At 43.4% G+C, this 17,019-nt stretch carries 17 protein-coding genes; 14 read left to right on the forward strand and 3 right to left on the reverse strand.

Going from position 1 to position 17,019, the window contains the following annotated elements; translation table 11 throughout:
• Positions 1-207: 207 nt before the first annotated feature.
• Positions 208-753, forward strand: a complete 546-nt coding sequence (locus tag V7D18_RS16315) for a DUF5662 family protein (RefSeq protein ID WP_426155652.1) — start codon at positions 208-210, stop codon at positions 751-753.
• 7 nt (positions 754-760) lie between these two features.
• A complete protein-coding gene (locus V7D18_RS16320; RefSeq protein WP_426155654.1) occupies positions 761-1,570 on the forward strand; it encodes an AraC family transcriptional regulator in 810 nt (269 codons plus the stop codon).
• A 6-nt stretch (positions 1,571-1,576) separates the two neighbouring features.
• On the opposite strand, the gene V7D18_RS16325 is transcribed toward V7D18_RS16320, so the two are convergent.
• Positions 1,577-2,674: a ribonuclease H-like domain-containing protein gene (locus V7D18_RS16325; protein WP_426155655.1), complete on the reverse strand. Its 1,098-nt coding sequence runs from the start codon at positions 2,672-2,674 to the stop codon at positions 1,577-1,579.
• A gap of 179 nt (positions 2,675-2,853) precedes the next feature.
• Here V7D18_RS16325 and ruvA point away from each other — a divergent pair, with 179 nt between their 5' ends.
• From ruvA to V7D18_RS16360, 7 genes are all read left to right on the forward strand, one after another.
• Positions 2,854-3,462 carry a Holliday junction branch migration protein RuvA gene (ruvA, locus tag V7D18_RS16330; protein ID WP_426155657.1) on the forward strand — a complete coding sequence of 203 codons (609 nt, stop codon included), beginning with the start codon at positions 2,854-2,856 and terminating at the stop codon, positions 3,460-3,462.
• A 22-nt stretch (positions 3,463-3,484) separates the two neighbouring features.
• On the forward strand, positions 3,485-4,483 hold the full coding sequence (gene ruvB / locus V7D18_RS16335; protein WP_426155658.1) for a Holliday junction branch migration DNA helicase RuvB: 999 nt from the start codon (positions 3,485-3,487) through the stop codon (positions 4,481-4,483).
• An 82-nt stretch (positions 4,484-4,565) separates the two neighbouring features.
• Complete coding sequence (locus tag V7D18_RS16340; protein ID WP_426155660.1) at positions 4,566-4,934, forward strand: cell division protein ZapA; 369 nt, start codon at positions 4,566-4,568, stop codon at positions 4,932-4,934.
• 134 nt (positions 4,935-5,068) lie between these two features.
• Positions 5,069-7,201: a DUF3656 domain-containing U32 family peptidase gene (locus tag V7D18_RS16345; RefSeq protein WP_426155832.1), complete on the forward strand. Its 2,133-nt coding sequence runs from the start codon at positions 5,069-5,071 to the stop codon at positions 7,199-7,201.
• Between the two features lie 7 nt (positions 7,202-7,208).
• The gene (locus tag V7D18_RS16350) at positions 7,209-8,534 is read left to right on the forward strand and encodes an FtsW/RodA/SpoVE family cell cycle protein (protein WP_426155661.1); all 1,326 of its coding nucleotides are present in this window, start codon (positions 7,209-7,211) and stop codon (positions 8,532-8,534) included.
• Positions 8,503-9,948 (forward strand): peptidoglycan D,D-transpeptidase FtsI family protein, encoded by a 1,446-nt coding sequence (locus V7D18_RS16355; RefSeq protein ID WP_426155662.1) that lies wholly within the window; start codon positions 8,503-8,505, stop codon positions 9,946-9,948. Before V7D18_RS16350 ends, V7D18_RS16355 begins: the two co-directional genes overlap by 32 nt.
• A 137-nt stretch (positions 9,949-10,085) precedes the next feature.
• Positions 10,086-10,538, forward strand: a complete 453-nt coding sequence (locus tag V7D18_RS16360; RefSeq protein ID WP_426155663.1) for an NUDIX hydrolase — start codon at positions 10,086-10,088, stop codon at positions 10,536-10,538.
• Positions 10,539-10,640: 102 nt separating this feature from the next.
• Here the strand turns inward: V7D18_RS16360 and V7D18_RS16365 are convergent, their stop codons facing one another.
• Complete coding sequence (locus tag V7D18_RS16365; protein WP_426155665.1) at positions 10,641-11,462, reverse strand: CZB domain-containing protein; 822 nt, start codon at positions 11,460-11,462, stop codon at positions 10,641-10,643.
• Positions 11,463-11,643: 181 nt separating this feature from the next.
• Here V7D18_RS16365 and V7D18_RS16370 point away from each other — a divergent pair, with 181 nt between their 5' ends.
• The 5 genes from V7D18_RS16370 to cysK all read left to right on the forward strand — a co-directional run bounded on the left by V7D18_RS16370 (position 11,644) and on the right by cysK (position 16,114).
• The gene (locus tag V7D18_RS16370; RefSeq protein ID WP_426155667.1) at positions 11,644-12,138 is read left to right on the forward strand and encodes an appr-1-p processing; all 495 of its coding nucleotides are present in this window, start codon (positions 11,644-11,646) and stop codon (positions 12,136-12,138) included.
• A 53-nt stretch (positions 12,139-12,191) separates the two neighbouring features.
• The gene (locus V7D18_RS16375) at positions 12,192-12,425 is read left to right on the forward strand and encodes a hypothetical protein (RefSeq protein ID WP_426155669.1); all 234 of its coding nucleotides are present in this window, start codon (positions 12,192-12,194) and stop codon (positions 12,423-12,425) included.
• A gap of 33 nt (positions 12,426-12,458) precedes the next feature.
• Positions 12,459-13,535: a 5'-3' exonuclease gene (locus tag V7D18_RS16380; protein ID WP_426155670.1), complete on the forward strand. Its 1,077-nt coding sequence runs from the start codon at positions 12,459-12,461 to the stop codon at positions 13,533-13,535.
• Between the two features lie 77 nt (positions 13,536-13,612).
• Entirely contained in the window at positions 13,613-15,109 is a 1,497-nt protein-coding gene (locus V7D18_RS16385; protein WP_426155672.1) for a carboxypeptidase M32, read from the forward strand.
• A gap of 75 nt (positions 15,110-15,184) precedes the next feature.
• Complete coding sequence (cysK, locus tag V7D18_RS16390) at positions 15,185-16,114, forward strand: cysteine synthase A (RefSeq protein ID WP_426155674.1); 930 nt, start codon at positions 15,185-15,187, stop codon at positions 16,112-16,114.
• Positions 16,115-16,180: 66 nt separating this feature from the next.
• On the opposite strand, the gene V7D18_RS16395 is transcribed toward cysK, so the two are convergent.
• Positions 16,181-17,005, reverse strand: a complete 825-nt coding sequence (locus V7D18_RS16395) for a YihY/virulence factor BrkB family protein (protein ID WP_426155675.1) — start codon at positions 17,003-17,005, stop codon at positions 16,181-16,183.
• Positions 17,006-17,019: the final 14 nt, after the last annotated feature.

Raw genomic sequence — 17,019 nt, forward strand, 5'->3', positions numbered from 1 at the left:
TACCTCCAAAACGACTAAAAATTGTACTGCTACAGGATATCTGTAACTTCCCTAAGAATAGCATAAAATGGGTAAGGTGTCAAACATTTTCCGCTATAAAAAACAAGAATTCTCTTAAAAAAATGAAACCGAAAAATATGTGGTAAAATCATCGGTAAATATGATAAAATGGGTGAAGATTTTACGTTGGGACAGGAAGGGCAGAATATGAAATTTAAGAATTTTTGGGGACATTTATGTACCATTAACATACACAAAATCCGGGTCATGAAAAACTGCTTCCGGGTAGGCTTAATAAAGCAGGGGCTGCTCCATGATCTTTCCAAATACAGTCCGGAGGAATTCATACCCGGTGTTTTATATTATCAGGGCAACAGAAGTCCCAATGCGGCGGAAATTGAAGAGAAGGGATTTTCCAGGGCATGGCTTCATCACAAAGGGCGGAACAAACATCACTGTGAATACTGGATTGATTTTTCCATGGACTCCTCAAAGGGACTGATTGGTTATAAAATGCCGCTCAACTATCTGGCAGAGATGGTTATGGACCGGATCGCAGCTTCCAAAACCTATAAGGGGAAAGAATATACAGATGCATCTCCATGGGAATATTACGTACAGGGGAAAGCCTATATGATTGTTGCACCTGAGACGGAAAAGCTTTTAGAAGAGCTCCTTCTGATGTTAAAGGATGAGGGAGAGGAAAAAACCTTTTCCTATATCAGAGAGCTGTTAAAAAAAGGGGATTATTAAAAGGATTATGGAATTTTTAATCAGCAGAACAAGGCGTTCTTATGAATTCAATATGGTGAGAAGCCATTGGCACCCTTACTATGAACTGTTCTATCTGGTGTCCGGACATTGTAAAATATTTATCAATCATACCTTATATTATATAGAACCTGGTGATATGATATTCATCTCTCCTGGTGAAATCCACCGGACGACCTATCATTCCAGCCCGGTCAATGAAAGGATTACTTTAAGCTTTGATACGGAATATTTAAATGATATGATACAAAGCTGCGGCAGCCGTCTGACGGACGCTTTATTTCAGAATTCCAGGATTTCCATACCTTCAGGCAGCAGGCCCTATGCAGAAGAACTGATTCAGAAAATGGTCTATGAAGGCGCCGGCCAGGATGGATATTCGCCTGTGATGAAGAGAAACTATCTGTATGAACTTCTGATTTTTCTCTCCAGATGCAGGGAAGCAAAGTCAGATGCAGGGAAGTTTGAGGTGGCGGAAAAGGCGATAGAAGAAGCGGCGGAATATATCTACCATAATTATGGAACGCCGGTTACTCTGGGTGAGGTCGCAGAAAGGATACATATGAGCCCGGCATATTTCTCAAGGAAATTCAAAGCTGTTACAGGGTTCGGATTTAAGGAGTATCTTACCAATATCCGAATCCGGGAAGCCGCATCACTGTTACTGAATACGGGAAAATCCGTGACGGATATTGCAGTGGAATGCGGGTTCGGAGACGGGAATTACTTTGGAGATGCCTTTAAAAAGATAAAAGGCGTATCTCCAAGAGATTTCCGGAAAATGCAGGGTATTTTATGAGCGGATTCAGGACGAAGAAAGATGGTCAAAAAGATGCCGGATATAACCCTGCAGCTTTTCCTGATCGTGAAAGAAATCCGGATCGTAGGTAAAATAGGTGATTTTATCTTTCCATTGATTTTGAAGAGCGGGCGTCCATAAAGGGGAGAACTGAGGCAGATAACAACCGGTCTGCCGGATATAGCAGTTTTTTGCGGTGGCTTTCACTCTTGCTTCTTTGTCCACATATTCGGCTACACTTTTATGTATGGCTCTGTCTTCATAAACAAGATAATAATAATTTTTATAATCAGGATAAAAGTATTTCAGTTCTCCTTCATATAAGTCGATGGTAAGAGTGAGCTCCTGTCCCTCAGCCGTTGCCGTAACCATGGAATTGGCCTTTGTAAATCCCACAGGAACAGAAAAGCCGTTCATAAGTGTCAGTTTAAGCAGATGCTGCTCCCGCCCGAATAGGTCGGGACTGCTTATAAGCGCCTGGTCTGTCAGGGTAAAGCTGTGCTCCAGGAAATCAGGGTAGTTCAGTATGGGAAGAATTAAAGGCATGCCTTTTAAATCATCTTCATTATGCAGTATCAGCAGATCAAAGAGATACTGGTCTTTGGAAAGTAAGTAATCTTTATAAACTTCAATCAGCTGTCCGCCGGAATAAAGATCCTTCCGTTCCACACCTAAGAATGCTTCGATGGCTTTCTGCTTCATGCTGGAAAGACTTAAAAGATTCCGGTATGGGCGGATTTTTCTGTATATGTCAAGGCTTTCGGTATCAGAGAAATGATAGGCCAGCCTGTAGGCATGGCAGCGTTTTAAAAGGTAGGGAATATCAAACCCATCCCCGTTAAAATGAATTACCTTTTTGAAACTTTTAAGAAATTCATAGAAAGTAATAAGAAGCTCCTTTTCCGAATCCAGGGTGTCGGCAAACCATTGAACCAGATTCCACATTCCATCCCTGTAATAAACACAGCCAATTAAATAGAGTGTGGAGTATTCCCCTGAAAATCCGGTTGTTTCAATATCGAAAAAAAGAAGATCTTCCCGGTTCCCAAGACGGTCAAGGGGATAGGTTTCTTCAAATGCAATGTGTTTCTTAAGCGTTATCATCTGTGGTTTCGTCCTTTCTTTTCGCTTTTTATTATATCCAAAGCTTTCTGGTTCGTCAACGGAGTACAGAATATTTGTTCGATCAATTGCTTGCATATCAACTGGCAGTATGCTATGATTAAGGTCAAAGCAATGGTTATACTAAAGTATTTGCAAGGCATAAAAAGGAGAACTGCAGAGTGATTTCTTTCGTAAAAGGACCAGTCGCCGAGATGACAGAAGATTCAGTTGTAATTGAATGCGGGAACGTGGGGTACGAAATTTTTATTCCCCTGTCTGTTTTTGAGAAGCTTCCGGGTGTCGGCAGGGAAGTTAAGCTATATACATATTTTCAGGTGAGAGAGGATGCCATGTGTCTCTATGGCTTTTTAAGCCGGCAGGATTTAAAGATGTTTAAGCAGCTGATCAGCGTGAATGGAATCGGACCCAAAGGAGCGCTTGGGATCCTTTCTTCCATGGATCCGGATGATTTAAAAAGAGCGGTTATTTCAGGGGATGCGAAGACTATTTCCAAAGCCCCCGGTGTGGGTGCCAAAACTGCACAGAGAATCATTCTGGATTTAAAGGATAAGATTGATATGGCAGATGTTATTCCTGCATCCTTTAAGGAGGCAGGGAATCTGATGCCAAAAGAGGATGGGGTGACAGGCGAAGCCATCGATGCACTCACTGCACTTGGATATTCTCCTGCGGAAGCCGGACGCGCGGTACGACAGGTAGAGGTAACTGATACCATGTCTGTGGAGGATGTTTTAAAGGCGTCCTTGAAACACTTGGCATTTATATAGAAATTAACAGGGTATGGCAAAGATGGAGCGTAGAATAATAACCACAGAGTTAACAGAAGAAGATAAAAAGATTGAACCGAATTTAAGACCCAGAAGCCTGAATGAATATATCGGACAGGAGAAGATCCGGACCAATTTAAAGGTATATATTGAAGCGGCCAAAGCCAGGGGAGAATCCCTGGACCATGTATTATTCTATGGCCCTCCGGGACTTGGAAAGACCACTCTTTCCGGAATTATTGCCAATGAGATGGGCGTGAACATGAAAGTTACTTCTGGTCCGGCCATAGAAAAGCCAGGTGAGATGGCCGCTATTTTAAATAATCTTCAGGAAGGCGATGTCCTGTTTGTTGATGAGATTCACCGTTTAAACAGGCAGGTGGAAGAGGTTCTTTATCCTGCCATGGAGGATTTTGCCATTGACATTATGCTGGGTAAGGAGTCCGCTGCCAGATCCATACGGCTGGATCTGCCGAAGTTTACCCTGGTGGGAGCTACTACCAGAGCCGGACTTTTGACTGCACCTCTCAGGGATCGTTTCGGTGTGGTTCAGAAGCTGGAATTTTATACCCCGGAAGAATTGAAGATCATTGTATCCCGTTCTGCAGAGGTACTGGGAGTGGAAATCGAAGAAGATGGAGCGGCGGAGATTGCCAAGCGCTCCAGAGGGACCCCCAGACTGGCGAACCGTCTCTTAAAAAGAGTCCGGGATTTTGCCCAGGTCAAGTATCATGGCGTTATTACGAAGGAAGTGGCTGATTTCGCTCTGGATATACTGGATGTGGATAAATTCGGACTGGATTACAACGACCGTGCCATTCTTACCACGGTAATTGAGAAATTTGCCGGAGGCCCCGTAGGGCTTGATACGCTTGCGGCTGCCCTGGGTGAGGATGCGGGTACGCTGGAGGATGTGTATGAACCCTATCTTCTGATGAACGGATTTTTGAACCGCACGTCCAGAGGACGAGTGGCAACAGAACGGGCCTATGGGCATCTTGGAATCCCCATGGAGCCTTAACTGCCTGAATTTTAGAACTTTCCTAACTGTGTAAAGTATGATATAGTAAAGAAAGAGCAAATGATAACAGGGAGAGAACAACATGAATTCCAAGCACTATACAGAAGTTTTGATAGATGGCAAGATTTATGCACTTGGCGGCAGTGAAGAAGAAGGTTATATACAGCGCCTTGCCAGCTACATCAATGAGATGATCATAACTTTAAAACGTCGGGAAGGATTCACAAAGCAGAGCGCTGAATACCAGAACGTTATGATAGAATTAAACATGGCAGATGATTATTTTAAAGCGAGAGAACAGATCGCCACACTGGAACAGCAGAAGGCAGAGATGGAAAAGGAAACCTACAGTTTAAAACATGAGCTGGTTGCAACTCAGATGAAACTGGAGGCGGTGAAGACAGAACTGGCAGGGTTGAAGAATTCTTCCGGTTCAGACAGGAATGAATAAGGCAGGAGGGGGTGTCTCATGGATTGTCCGTGACCTCCTCCTTTTTATCAATCAGAATATTCGCAGGGAAAGATTTGGAGGCAGATGTGAAAAAAACAGTTGAGATCCTTGCTCCGGCAGGCTCGTTTGAAAGCATGAAGGCAGCAGTTGCCGCAGGAGCAGATGCAGTTTATATTGGAGGAAGCCGGTTTGGAGCCAGAGCCTTTGCGGAAAATCCCGGGGAGGACAAGCTGCTGGAGGCCATTGATTATGTTCATCTTCATGGCAGAAAACTCTATTTAACTGTCAATACTCTTATGAAGGAACAGGAGATGAAGGAGCTTTTTGAATATCTTCTGCCTTACTATAAACAGGGATTAGATGCTGTAATTGTACAGGATCTGGGAGTGCTTTCTTTTGTCAGGGAACAATTTCCGGACCTCCCTGTTCATGCCAGCACACAGATGACCATTACCGGAGTTCGTGGAGCCGGACTTTTAAAAGAGCTTGGTGCAGAGCGGATTGTGACTGCAAGGGAATTGTCTTTAAAAGAGATCCGGCAGATCAAAGACCAGGTCGATGTGGAAATTGAAAGTTTTGTACATGGAGCCCTTTGCTATTGCTATTCCGGACAGTGCCTTTTCAGCAGCCTGATCGGGGGCCGGAGCGGAAACCGTGGAAGATGTGCCCAGACCTGCCGCCTTCCCTTTGACGTAAAGGACGGGGGAAAGACTCTTGGAAAAAAAGAGGAACGGTACTGTTTAAGCTTAAAGGATTTAAGTACACTGGATATAATACCGGACATCATAGAAGCCGGAGTATATTCCATGAAGATCGAGGGCAGAATGAAGAGCCCCAGATATTCCGCAGGAGTGGTAAGTATTTACCGCAAATATGCAGATCTCTATCTTAAAAAAGGCAGAGGCGGATATAAAGTAGAGGACGGGGATCGAAAAATGCTGCTGGATCTGTTTGACAGAGGCGGACAGACAGAGGGATATTACAGACAACATAACGGCAGGGATATGATTGTCTGGAAGGAAAAACCTTCATTTCGGGAAGGCAACAGTCAGTTATTTGAAATGCTGGATCGAGATTATATTGAAAAGCAGTTAAAAGAGACTGTTACAGGAAAAGTTCTGCTGACGGAAGGAGAGAAGGCTTTGCTCATCCTTCAGCTAAAGGAGCATCGTATTGTGACTGAAGGAGATCTGGTAATGACAGCTCAGAATCAGCCGATGTCAGAAGAAAAGGTATTAAAACAGTTAAATAAAACGGGTAATACCCCCTTTCAATTTGAAAAGCTGGAAGCGGAGATAAATGGGAATATTTTTCTTCCTGTACAGGCGCTTAATGATTTAAGACGGAGAGGTTTGGAAGCACTGGAAGCAGAGATACTCCATAAATACAGACGGGAATACAAAAATACGGATACTGGAGGTAAACGGCGGGATATTTTAAGTACCCCGGTATCAGCAACCACGAAACTGACTGCTTCCCTGGAAAAACCGGATTGCTTTGATGCTGTGGTTCATAATGCCGATGTAAAAAGAATTTATATTGATGCGGGCCATTTTGAGCCGGGACGGTGGAAGCAATATGTAAAGACGTGCCATGACAGGGGAAAACAATGTTTCCTTACCATGCCGCATATTTTCCGCACGGAAGCGCAGCAGTTCTTTGCACGCCATCAGATATCTCTGAAGGAAGCCGGATTTGACGGATACTTAATCCGGTCCATGGAAGAGCCGGGCTATTTAAAAAGCGCAGGCATGGAAGGATACCTGATTTTTGATTTCGGCATGTACGGAATGAACAACAGAGCTCAGGAGATGCTTATGGAGCTTGGTGCACATGAGATTACCTGGCCGGTGGAATTAAACAGCCGGGAATTGGAAAAACTAGAGATTCCGGGAGAACTTTTAATCTACGGGCGCCTTCCTATGATGGTGACTGCACAGTGCATCCATCAGGGGCTGGAGCGGTGTGATAAGACGCCGGTGGTATTAAATTTGAAAGACCGCATGGGAAAAGAATTTCCTGTAAAAAACCATTGTACATTCTGTTACAATACCATTTATAACTCGGCTCCCCTTTCTCTTTTGGGGATGAGTGATTCTGTAGCTTCCTTATCACCCGCCTCTTTCAGGCTTCAGTTTACAACTGAAAGTCCCAAAGAGACAGAATCGATTTTACAGGTTTTTGCAGATGAGTTTCTGAACGGGAAAAAAGCAGGGGCATTTCTGACAGAATTTACAAGGGGACATTTTAAACGCGGTATAGAGTAGGTGATTTATGATTAATCTGATAATTGATGTATCCAGATATTTAATGATACTGTTAGTCGCTTTATACACATATTTTAATTTTCGCTATTTTTCTTTTCAGGACGAAAAGAGAAAAAACAGCATATGCTGGCGTCAGAACATTTTTATGTTTCTGATCCATCTTCTGGCGTACGGGATTATCTGGCTGGAGACGGAGGATGAGCGGATGCTTGTTTTCTATGGGGCACAGGTTGTGTTCTTTTTGGGTTACCTGTTTTTCTACCGGCTGTTTTACAGGAACTTATCCAGGCTGCTTGTTAATAACATGTGCATGCTTCTGTCGGTGGGCTTTATTATGCTCACCAGGCTGTCTTTTGACAAGGCGCTAAAGCAGTTTGTGATTGTTGCTGTGGCGGCGGCAGTTACCTGTATCATCCCCTTTGTGATTGACAGAGTATGGCAGCTGAGTAAAATTCCGTGGGTTTACGGACTTGGAGGCGTTCTGCTTCTTGGTATTGTATGTGTTGCCGGAACCACAAGTTATGGAGCTCAGCTGTCCATAGGAATATCCGGATTTTCCTTTCAGCCGTCTGAGTTCGTGAAGATCAGCTACGTATTTTTTATTGCGACCATGTTTTACCGCTCTGTCAGTTTTAAGACAATTCTCGCTGTCAGCGGTATTTCAGCGCTTCATGTTCTGATACTTGTGCTTTCAAAGGATTTAGGAAGTGCACTTATTTTCTTTATTACCTATGTGTTTATGCTTTTTATAGCAACCGGCAGATGGCGGTACTTAATTGGGGGAACGGCGGGAGGAATTCTTTCGTCTGTGCTTGCATTCCAGCTGTTCAGTCATGTGAAGACACGTGTCGCAGCCTGGTTAAATCCATGGTCTGATATTGCCGGGAAAGGATATCAGATCAGTCAGTCCCTGTTTGCAATTGGAACAGGAGGCTGGTTTGGTATGGGACTTTACCGTGGTATGCCGAGGAAGATTCCAGTCGTGGAAAAAGACTTTATCTTCTCGGCAATTTCAGAAGAACTGGGAGGTATTTTTGCTCTTTGTGTCCTGCTGATATGTCTCGGATGCTTTCTTCAGTTTATGATGGTGGCTGGCAGCATGCAGGCAGTGTTTTACAAACTTATCGCCTTTGGACTTGGTATGATCTATGCGATCCAGGTTTTTTTGACGGTAGGAGGAGTTACAAAATTCATTCCATCTACCGGCGTTACCCTTCCTCTCGTCAGTTATGGGGGAAGCTCGGTGTTAAGCACTTTTATTATTTTTGGAATCATCCAGGGACTTTATATTCTCAAACGCAATGAAGAGGAAGAGGACGAGTATGAAAGCTAATGCAAATCCAAAAGCAAATCACCAGATCTTAATCCTGACCTATGGAGTTGTTCTGCTTTTTATAGGTCTGGCGGTTTATTATGGATACTTTCTACAGGTGAAGAGTGATAGTGTGATCAATAATTCCTATAATGCCAGGCTGGACAGCTTTGCCGACCGGGTAGTAAGAGGTGAGATCAGGAGCAGTAACGGTCAGATACTTGCACGGACTGATGTGGATGGGGAAGGGCATGAGACAAGGGTATATCCATATGATTCCATGTTTGCCCATGCAGTTGGATACTCGGTGAACGGAAAGACCGGTCTGGAGGCCCAGTCTAATTTCTATCTGCTTACCAGCCATGTCAATATCATTGAACAGGTAATTAATGAATTGTATTCAAAGAAAAACCAGGGAGATAACGTTGTGACAACCCTGGATGTGGATCTTCAGAAAAAGGCATACGAAGCACTTGGAAAAAGAAATGGGGCAGTTATTGTAATGGAACCTGATACAGGTAAGATCCTTGCCATGGTGTCAAAGCCAGATTATAATCCCAATACCATTTTAAGTGACTGGAACAGTCTGGTTGCAGAGGAGAATACATCAGGACAGCTTTTAAACCGTGCAACCCAGGGACTTTATCCGCCGGGTTCCACATTTAAGATTGTTACAGCACTGGAATATATCAGGGAGAATCCGGATAGTTACAAGGATTATGTCTTTGACTGTGACGGAATTTATGAAAATGGAGATTATTCCATAAAATGCTATCATGAAACTGCCCATGGACATCAGAATTTCACCCAGGCATTTGCCAACTCCTGCAACGGAGCCTTTTCAAGTCTTGGTCTTCTGATGGATTTAAACGGGTTAAGGAACACATCTGAACAGCTGCTGTTCAATACAGATTTTTCCCTGCCCTTTCCTTCCAACAGAAGCTCCTATACCATGGCGCCAGGTGCGGATACATGGCAGATTCTTCAGACTGCCATTGGGCAGGGACAGACCCAGATCACTCCTCTTCATAACGCCATGATTACTGCGGCCATTGCAAACGGAGGAACATTGATGAAGCCTTATCTCATTGATCATGTGGAGAATGCAGGCGGAGACATCATTAAAAAATTTGTTCCCCAGGCCTATGGAACGATCATGACTGCAGAAGAATCGGCCAGAATGACGGAACTGATGAGAGCCGTGGTCACGGATGGGACAGGATCTGCCGTCCGGACAGATGCCTATACTGTGGCAGGAAAGACGGGATCAGCAGAATTTGATAAGAACAAAGAGACGCATGCGTGGTTTGTGGGATTTGCTCCTGCAGATCATCCTAAGATCGCAGTCAGCGTGATTGTGGAAGAGGGAGGAGCCGGAGGCAAGGCCGCCGCGCCTATCGCAAGGTCGCTTTTTGATTTGTATTTTTCCAGATAAGGGAAGTTTACCGCCTGTTCTTTCGGCGATTACACACTTGCATATCATTATAAAAAGAGGTATACTAGAGCCAGTCTGTGAGACACACCAAAACCGGGATCCGGATGGATTTACGGTTTCACTCTGGAGGAATTGCAATGATAGAAGCAACGAGTTGTGGCGGTGTGGTTATTTTTCGAGGTAAAATTCTGGTTTTATATAAGAATTACAAAAACAAGTATGAAGGTTGGGTTTTGCCAAAGGGAACAGTAGAAGCGGGTGAAGAGTATAAAGAGACGGCACTTCGGGAAGTCAGGGAAGAGACCGGGGTAAGTGCGTCCATTATCAAGTACATTGGTAAGAGTCAGTATTCTTTTAATACGCCTCAGGATATGGTGGAAAAGGATGTATACTGGTATCTCATGATGGCCGACAGCTATTACAGTAAACCACAACGGGAAGAATATTTTATTGATTCAGGATACTATAAGTTCCATGAAGCGTATCATCTTCTGAAGTTTTCCAATGAAAAGCAGATTCTGGAAAAAGCCTATAATGAATATCTGGATTTAAAGAAGAGTAACCTTTGGGGCAATAAAAAGTATTTCTGAAAAAAGTCAGAGCCAGTTTTCTGACTGTAAAAAGAGCCGGAAAAGCTTCTGCCAAAACTTTTCCGGCTCTTTTCTATACATTCCATGCATACCTGCCGTTCATTAAAAAGTGGATTCCAGATCCTTGAACTTGGCAGTGAGTGTTTCGGGGTTAAGCTCAAAGATCAGTCCTTCCCGCTTTTCACTTTCCATGACACGTCCCAAATAGGAGCAATGGTTTACCATAGGATCTTCGTGGCGCTCTGAAATAACATCCAGATCTTCCACCGCGACGATTTCATCGACTACAATTCCCCATTGGATGCCATCTAAGATCAGAACCATCTCCTTATAAATTGTGGAGCGGAATAAATCCTTTGTCTGATCCAGAAGCTTTAATATGACTGGCATGGATTCACCCTTCACACGTTTTAGAACGGTCTGTAAGCATTCTGACTCCTGGCAGTTTTCGCAGTCTCTTTTACAGGCTTCCGCTTCTGCAGCTGCCTTGTGAAGCTTCTCGTGAGGTTCTTCAATTTTTTTCAAATGATTGGTAACTGTCATGTTGTCAGTGGTGAAATTATCATACCATCTTCCGAAAGCACACTGGTGGGAATCTCTGGCAAGAGTGAAGGATCCGCCTTCCTTAATATACCTCTCCAGCTCATTGACCCAGTTGATATGGTCCTGCTTCCTGGCATCAATCATCTGTTCAAAGTCTTTGCATTCTTCGGAAACAGGCTTTAAACCGAATGTGATGCGTAAATCCATCATATTGATGACTTTGTCCCGGTGTTTAAACATTCCGGTGACATTAGCAGGTGCGGCAGGAATGGTGCTGTATTCCGGCAGCTGTAAAATTGTGGATATGTATTTGCTGTTTATGCAGTATAAGGAACCTGCAATTTTAAATATAATGTAGGGGCATTTAATCTCTTTTTCCATTCTCTTCCGTACCTAACCTTTTTTATTTGCTGTTAATGTTTATTATAAATCTTATTTCCCTATACTTCAACGGGTTTTTGGAAATTATATGTTAAAACTTAAGGAATGTACTATGAATAACTGGAAAATCAGGGTATAATGAGTAAGGATATCTGATTAGATAAGCTTGGAGGAGAGAATTATGCTAAAGTATTACAGCGGAGATATCTTTACTTCTGATGCAGACATTATCTGTCATCAGGTGAATTGTCAGGGAGTATTTGGACGGGGGATCGCAGGTCAGATTAAAAAGATGTTCCCTGAAGTAGAAAAGACATACCGGATTATCACGAAGCAGTGGCAGGAACAGTCCGGCGGGATCACCTCCGGTTTATTGGGGAGGGTGTCGGCACAGCCGGTTGAATTAAATGGCCGGTGGTTTCTGATTGCCAATCTTTATGGTCAGGATAATTATGGGAAGAATGGTGTTTATACCGATTATAAAGCGCTTTCACAGGCTGTCAATGAGATCCGTGATTTTGTGGATGTCAGAGGCAAACTGGAGAAGGTTGCATTTCCGTACGGAATCGGATGCGGGAATGCAGGAGGAGACTGGGGTAAGGTAGAAGAAATTTTAAACAGCTGCTTTTTGGATTATCAGGGCGAAGTACAGATTTGGAAGATTGATTCTGAATAATCGGAGCGGCATTGCATCATGAAGTCAGCAAAATTTATCCGGGAGGAACGAATATGGCAAAAGTCAGCTCTTTAAGCCGCAGTATCACTGCTTTTTATGTGGAATGGAGTGCACTTAATCACTACTTATCATCTTATGAATGTGATAGAAATGGTCTGCCCTATATTGGATTTTCAGATCCCCGCGTTCAAAAGCTTTGGAAGGGGTTGTCTGCTCAGGAGCGGAAAGAAATCATGAAGCGGCTTGGCGCAAAGAATGAAACAGATTTGCAGAGTTATTTTACTTAATTCCGTCAGGTGCGGGAAAGAATGGAGTTATAGATGTCAGAGAATAAATTTGTAGTTGTAGATGGCTCATCCATGCTGTCAACCTGCTATTATGCGGTATTACCCAGGGAAATCATGTTTGCTAAGACAGAAGAGGAAAAGCTGAAACATTATGATAAGATTCTTCATGCCAAAGACGGAACGTATACCAATGCCATATTTGGTATGCTGAAGATGGTAGTTTCACTTATGAAGAAACAGCAGCCGGACCACATGGCTTTTGTTTTTGATAAAACACGGGACACCTTCCGCAGAGAACTGTATTCCCAGTATAAGGGGACAAGAGGATCAACACCTGAACCGTTAAAGGATCAGTTTGTATTGATGGAACGCATTCTGGAGGAAGCGGGATTTCAGGTGCTTTACAGTGATCAGTATGAGGCGGATGACTATGCAGGAAGTCTGGTAATGAAATTCAGAGAGCAGATTCCCATGGTTGTTCTGACAAAGGATCATGACTATCTTCAGCTGGTCAGTGATGAACACAATGTGCGTGCATGGATGGTTCAGTCCCGCCAGGAGAAGGCGGACGAGCTTTATAAAAAATATTATTCTTTTTACGGGATGGGAAAAGAAGAGATTAATCTCCCTGAAAAAGTATTTGAATATACCTCAGATACAGTTTTGCATGAGGAAGGTGTGAGACCGGAGCAGATACCGGATTTAAAAGGAATTCAGGGCGATGCTTCTGACAATATTCCGGGAGTGAAGGGCGTCAGCAGTGCAGCGCCTGTACTTCTTAGAGAGTATGGAACCGTAGAACGCATTTATGAAGCCATACATGAAGCAGAAACAGATAAAAAGAGGTTAAAGGATCTTCAGGATTTCTGGAAGAACGATTTAGGAATATCAAGGTCGCCGTATAAGGCCATGACGAAGACCAGTGAGGAAGAACTTTGCGGTGAAAAGGCCGCTGTATTGTCTAAAATTCTTGCCACCATGAAAACGGATATAGCCATTGATTTTCAATTAGAGGATTTTTCCGTATCATCTTACAGAGAAGATAAGATCAGGGAATGGCTGGTCAGCCTTGATATAAAAGAGGCTTCCATTTTTGGTACCGGAAAGTAAAACTTTGCGGTATTATTTAATTGGGTTTGGAGACAATCATACAGAATGTCCCGATTTTTTGTAAAGGAGAAATTATCATGAATAAAACTTATGAAACATTGTCTTCCATATTGGAAAAGACAATGGCTCTGCAAACTGCTCTCGTACTTTTTGAGTGGGATAATGAGACACTGGCCCCCGAAGAATCAGGATCTTACACCGCCAGGGTGATTGGTACTCTTTCAGAGGAGTATTACGGTTTTATGACAGGCGATGAAATGGGAGATGCCATAGCTGCATGTGAAAAAGCATCTGATTTATCTGAAACCGAGCAGGCTGTACTTAAGGGAGCGAAGGAAGCCAGAGAAGAACTGATCTGCATACCGAAATCGGAATACAGGGAGAATGCCCAGCTGATAGCGGAAGCGGCGAGAATATGGGTTAAGGCAAAGAAGAATGAGGATTACGATTTTTTTCTGCCAACATTAGAAAAGGTAATTAATTTTAAAAAGAAATTTGCCTCCTACCGGAAGAAGGAAGGCCAGAAGCTTTACGACGTCCTTCTTGCTGAATATGAGAAGGGGTTTGAGACAGAACTTCTGGATGAGTTTTTTGACAGGCTGAAGGAAGAGATCGTTCCTCTTCTAAAGGAAATTAAAGAACATGGAAAAGAGATCGATGATTCGTTTCTTACCGGCGGTTATCCCAGAGAAAAACAGGAAGAGATGGCACGGTTCCTTGCAGAGTATATAGGATTTGATTTTAAAAAGGGAGTACTGTCAGAGAGCGCCCATCCCTTTACCACGAATCTCCACAATCATGATGTCCGCATCACCACCAGCTACCACGATAAGATGGACAGTTCCATGTTTTCTGTTATACACGAGGGCGGTCATGGAATTTACGAATTGGGCATTCCGGATGAGATTACCCAGACGCCGGTGGGACAGGGAACCTCTATGGGAATGCACGAGTCCCAGTCCCGATTTTATGAAAACATCATTGGCCGTAATCCCAATTTCTGGATTCCTCTTTATGATAAATTAAAGGAGCTTTATCCTGACCGGTTAAAATCTGTGCCCCTGGAGCAGTATGTTGAGGCTGTTAACAAAGTTGATCCAGGCTTTATCCGTACGGAAGCAGATGAGCTGACTTACAGCCTTCATATTCTGATCCGCTATGAGCTGGAGAAGATGATTATGGAAGAAGACGTGGACTTAAAGAAACTGCCGGAAATCTGGGCTGATAAATACGAGGAATATTTAGGGATACGTCCGGAACATGTTTCGGAAGGCATTTTACAGGATATTCACTGGTCCCAGGGGTTGTTCGGATATTTCCCATCCTATGCACTTGGAAATGCATTCGGTGCCCAGCTGTATTTCCATATGAAAAAAGAAATGGACTTTGATCAGCTTTTAAGAGATGGAAAGCTTCATGTGATCAGAGAATATCTGCGGGTCCATATCCATCAGTACGGAAAGATGAAGACAAGCCGTGAGATTTTAAAGGCTGCTACAGGAGAGGATTTCACCCCGGAATATTTTATTGACTATCTAAAAGAGAAGTACCGTAAGATCTATGGTTTATCATAATAATACATGCCTGCAGATAAAATGTAATCAGGATACATGCGTAGCATCAGAAGCGCATGGGAAAAGAGGTTGATTATGGAAAATATCAGGAAAAGTGCCCAGGAACTCATTGGCAATACTCCATTGCTGGAACTTTCCAATTATGAAAGAAAGCACGGACTTAAGGCAGCCATTATTGCAAAGCTGGAATATTTTAACCCGGCAGGCAGTGTAAAAGACAGGGCAGCGTTAGCCATGATTGAAGATGGAGAAAAAAGCGGCAGAATAAAGCCGGGTGCTACCATTATTGAGCCTACTTCCGGTAATACCGGAATCGGAATTGCCAGCATTGCAGCCATGAAAGGTTATCGTGCAATTCTTACCATGCCGGAAACCATGAGCGTGGAAAGAAGGAATCTTTTAAAAGCCTATGGAGCTGAAATAGTTCTAACTGAAGGAACGAAGGGCATGAAAGGTGCAATTGACAAAGCACAGGAACTGCAAAAAGAGATCGAAGGTTCCGTCATCATGGGGCAGTTTGATAATCCAGCCAATCCAGGGATTCACCGGGAAACAACAGGTCCTGAAATATGGGCTGATACAGACGGTAAGGTTGATGTGTTTATTGCAGGGATTGGAACAGGGGGGACCATCACCGGAGTGGGAGAATTTTTAAAAAGTAAAAATCCTGACATCAAAATTTATGGAGTTGAACCGGCAGGATCTCCCATTCTTTCAGGCGGAAAGCCAGGACCACATGGAATCCAGGGCATCGGAGCCGGGTTTGTTCCTGTAATACTCAACCAGGAGATATACGATGAAATCATACCTGTAGAGAATAATGATGCTTATGAAACTGGAAAAGAGATTGCAAAGACGGAAGGAATTCTTGTTGGAATATCCTCAGCTGCGGCTGTCTGGGCTGCGAAAGAGACTGCAAAACGGCCGGAATTTGAAGGAAAAAGAATTGTAGTACTTCTTCCGGATACGGGAGACAGGTATTTGTCAACGCCTCTGTTTTCTTAAGAGCATTACTCTGATTTAAGAAAGCCAGGGATTCTTAAGGGAATCTCTGGCTTTCTGGGATCGTGATCAGTCTCTCTGGGTTTCTGAAAAATAGTAATTGATTTCGGCTCCGAAAAACAGGATGGAGATACAGGAATACAGCCATAACATTAAAAGAACAATGGCAGTCAGGCTTCCGTACATGACAGAATAATTACTGAAATTGCTGAAATACATGGAAAAGGCGAAGGAAAAACCGATCCATCCCAGGGTGGAAAAGATGGCACCTGGCAGCTGCCTGCCAAACTGCTGCTTTTTCACAGGTACATAAGTATAGAGCATGGCAAAACACAAGGTCAGAATAAATAAAAGCATGGTGCGGAAACTGATGACGTACTGTGTGATCTCGGCCAGAATGGGAAAATGGTGGTCCATAAATGACTGTATGGAACTACCAAGCACGAGCAGCACAAGAGTCAGGAGACAGATGATGATGAATACAACCGTATAGCAGGCACAGATGAAACGGGTCATTAAATAACCCCTGGGTTTCTCCTGTCCGAAAACCCGGTTTAATCCCCGTTCTATGCTCAGCATCCCTCTGGAAGCAGACCAGATCGCGGCGATGGCAGTTACGGATAAAATTGCTGCAGGGGTCTTGGTATAAAGATCTTCAATGACGGTAACGATAACGCTGTCAATCTCTAAGGTGCTGGGGATTACTGTGACCAAAAGCTGCAGTAAGTTAGCTTTTGTAATAGACGGGATAAACTGAATCATTGCCAGTAACAGCATCATAAACGGAAAAGCAGCAATTATGGTAAAAAATGATGCCTGTGCTGCATAGACAGTCATTTCATCTTTTGTAAACTTGTCATAAATCTGCTTGCAGCGCAATAACAAACGAATCATAATGAACGCTTCCC

Origin of the sequence: Lacrimispora sp. 38-1 (genome assembly GCF_049890855.1) — a bacterium.
In the GTDB taxonomy this organism is placed as follows: Bacteria; Bacillota; Clostridia; order Lachnospirales; family Lachnospiraceae; genus Lacrimispora.

Bases quoted from the DNA above. Each gene is read 5' to 3' on its own strand.
- V7D18_RS16315 (WP_426155652.1), top strand. From the start codon at position 208: ATGAAATTTAAGAATTTTTGGGGACATTTATGTACCATTAACATACAC.
- V7D18_RS16385 (WP_426155672.1), top strand. From the start codon at position 13,613: ATGAATAAAACTTATGAAACATTGTCTTCCATATTGGAAAAGACAATG.
- V7D18_RS16395 (WP_426155675.1), bottom strand. From the start codon at position 17,005: ATGATTCGTTTGTTATTGCGCTGCAAGCAGATTTATGACAAGTTTACA.
- V7D18_RS16345 (WP_426155832.1), top strand. From the start codon at position 5,069: ATGAAGGCAGCAGTTGCCGCAGGAGCAGATGCAGTTTATATTGGAGGA.
- V7D18_RS16355 (WP_426155662.1), top strand. From the start codon at position 8,503: ATGAAGAGGAAGAGGACGAGTATGAAAGCTAATGCAAATCCAAAAGCA.
- cysK (WP_426155674.1), top strand. From the start codon at position 15,185: ATGGAAAATATCAGGAAAAGTGCCCAGGAACTCATTGGCAATACTCCA.
- V7D18_RS16370 (WP_426155667.1), top strand. From the start codon at position 11,644: ATGCTAAAGTATTACAGCGGAGATATCTTTACTTCTGATGCAGACATT.
- V7D18_RS16340 (WP_426155660.1), top strand. From the start codon at position 4,566: ATGAATTCCAAGCACTATACAGAAGTTTTGATAGATGGCAAGATTTAT.
- V7D18_RS16325 (WP_426155655.1), bottom strand. From the start codon at position 2,674: ATGATAACGCTTAAGAAACACATTGCATTTGAAGAAACCTATCCCCTT.
- V7D18_RS16380 (WP_426155670.1), top strand. From the start codon at position 12,459: ATGTCAGAGAATAAATTTGTAGTTGTAGATGGCTCATCCATGCTGTCA.
- V7D18_RS16320 (WP_426155654.1), top strand. From the start codon at position 761: ATGGAATTTTTAATCAGCAGAACAAGGCGTTCTTATGAATTCAATATG.
- V7D18_RS16350 (WP_426155661.1), top strand. From the start codon at position 7,209: ATGATTAATCTGATAATTGATGTATCCAGATATTTAATGATACTGTTA.
- ruvB (WP_426155658.1), top strand. From the start codon at position 3,485: ATGGAGCGTAGAATAATAACCACAGAGTTAACAGAAGAAGATAAAAAG.
- V7D18_RS16375 (WP_426155669.1), top strand. From the start codon at position 12,192: ATGGCAAAAGTCAGCTCTTTAAGCCGCAGTATCACTGCTTTTTATGTG.
- V7D18_RS16360 (WP_426155663.1), top strand. From the start codon at position 10,086: ATGATAGAAGCAACGAGTTGTGGCGGTGTGGTTATTTTTCGAGGTAAA.
- V7D18_RS16365 (WP_426155665.1), bottom strand. From the start codon at position 11,462: ATGGAAAAAGAGATTAAATGCCCCTACATTATATTTAAAATTGCAGGT.